Source organism: Sphingobium sp., assembly GCF_048594625.1.
Classification (GTDB): domain Bacteria; phylum Pseudomonadota; class Alphaproteobacteria; order Sphingomonadales; family Sphingomonadaceae; genus Sphingobium.
The window spans coordinates 1-2183 of sequence record NZ_JBMDWL010000140.1 but is presented as its reverse complement, the minus strand read 5'-3'; the positions used below and the strand labels follow the sequence as shown (position 1 = coordinate 2183).

Below are 2183 nucleotides of genomic sequence, written 5' to 3'. Positions count from 1 at the left end.
CCGGTCGATTATCTCAGCCCCCAATGGCTGGGGCTGATGACCCATATGATGGGCAAGGCGGGCGATCTGGGGTTGCAGGTGGGGATGCACAATGCGCCGGGCTGGTCGTCCAGCGGGGGGCCGTGGATCGCGCCCGATCAGGCGATGCAGCAGATCGTGTGGAACGAAACCACCTTTACGGGCGGCCGACGGGTGCGGATGGCGCTGCCCCGGCCCTATACGAAGCTGGACTATTATAAGGATGCGGCGATCGTCGCCTTCCCCGCTTCGGACGGGGATGAAGGACATTATCGCGACGCCATCGCGTCCATGCGAACAGGTGGCGCGGTGGATGCAGCGACACTGACCGACCGCGACCTGCACAGCAGCGTTGACGTGTCGCCCGATGCGCCGCTGGTCGTGGAGATGAAGGCGCCGTTCAGTGCGCAGGCGGTGACGCTCTATGCCGAAAAGGAAGTGCCGGGCTTTTCCGCCAGCCTTGAATCGTCCGATGACGGGCAACGCTGGTCGCCGGTGGGCAAGGTGACGGTGGCGGTCGAGCGGGGTATCGAGGCGCCGGGGTCGATCAACTTCCCCGCCGTCACCGCCCGATATTTCCGGGTGACGCCTTCGACCAGAGTGAAGCTGGCTGAGGCTTTGCTCTATGCCACGCCGCGCATCGAGGATTGGGACGTGAAGGGCGAACATGGGTTCCGCATGGGCGCGGTGACCAAGGGGCCGGGCGAGGCCCCATTCCCCAACGCCATCGATCCGGGCAAGGTCATCGACCTGTCGGGCAAGGTCGACCCGCAGGGACGGATCGACTGGGTAGCGCCCAAGGGCCGCTGGACGATATTGCGGATGGGGCATACGCCGACGGGCAAGCTGAACGTTGCGGCGTCCGATGCCGGGCGCGGGCTGGAGGTCGACAAGCTGAACGTCGCGGCGGTCGACCATCAGTTCGACAGCAGCGTCGGGCGGGTGGTGAAAGCCGCAGGGCCATTGGCGGGCAAGGCCTTCGCCAATCTGGAAATCGACAGTTATGAGGCGGGGTTGCAGAACTGGACGCCCACGATGCTGGCCGATTTTCGCAAGCGCAACGGATATGATCTGTTGCCATATCTGCCGACGCTGACCGGGCGGATCGTGGGCGATGCGGGGAAATCCGACAAAGTGCTGTTCGATTTTCGCCGGACGCTGGCCGACTTGATGGCCGACAATTATTATGGGCGGATGCAGGACCATGCGCACAAGGCGGGCCTGAATTTCTATACCGAAGGCTATGGGCCGGGACCGTTCGACGCGTTGCAGGTGAGCGGCCGGGCGCAGGTGCCGATGACGGAATTCTGGAGCCGGACGCCATGGACCGACAATCGTTCGGTCAAGATGGTGTCGTCCGCCGCCCATGTGTACGGCAAGAGCGTGGTCGCGGCCGAAGCCTTTACCGGCGAATCCCAGACCAGCCGGTGGATGGACTATCCCTATTCCATGAAGACGCTGGGCGATCAGATGTTCGCGCAGGGATTCAACCAGATATTCTTCCACCGTTACGCGCATCAGCCCAATGTGCAGGCCACGCCGGGCATGGTGATGGGGCCATGGGGCATCAATCTGGACCGCACGAACACATGGTTCGGGCAGGCGAAGCCGTGGATGGATTATCTGGCGCGCAACCAGTATATGCTGCGGCAGGGCCATGGGGTCGCGGACATATTGTTCTTCGTGGGCGAAGACAGTCCCAACCAGTCGGAAAATGTGCGGCCCGACGTATCGGCCGATGCCAATCCGAAGATCGGCCAATATTTCGATCCACTGATCCCGGCAGGCCATGCCTATGATCTGGTGAATGCCGAAGTGCTGCTGACCCGTGCCAGCGTCGCGGATGGCAAGGTCGTGCTGCCCGATGGAGCCAGCTATGCCATGCTGGCTTTCCCTAGGGGGATGACCGGGCTGACGGGCGCATTGCTGGGCAAGCTGCGGTCGCTGGTCGAACAGGGGATGGTGCTGCTGGCGCCGCGCCCTACCCGGTCGCTGGCCATGGCGGGATCGCAGGCGCAGTTCGATGCCGATGTTGCGGCCCTGTGGGGCGATGCGGGCGAGACGGGGCCGCGTAATGTGGGCAAGGGACGCGTCTTTGCCGATGGCACCATTGCCGATGTGCTGGCGGCGACGCAGACCGCGCCGGACGTCCGCTGCCATACGGC

Annotated in this window: 1 protein-coding gene; it reads left to right on the top strand. The window is 63.9% G+C overall.

The genetic code is table 11. The annotated features are described in order from the left end of the window. Positions 1-36 precede the first annotated feature (36 nt). The coding region (locus ACOJSJ_RS17975) for a glycosyl hydrolase (RefSeq protein WP_420146325.1) at positions 37-2183 on the top strand (2147 nt) is incomplete at its 3' end.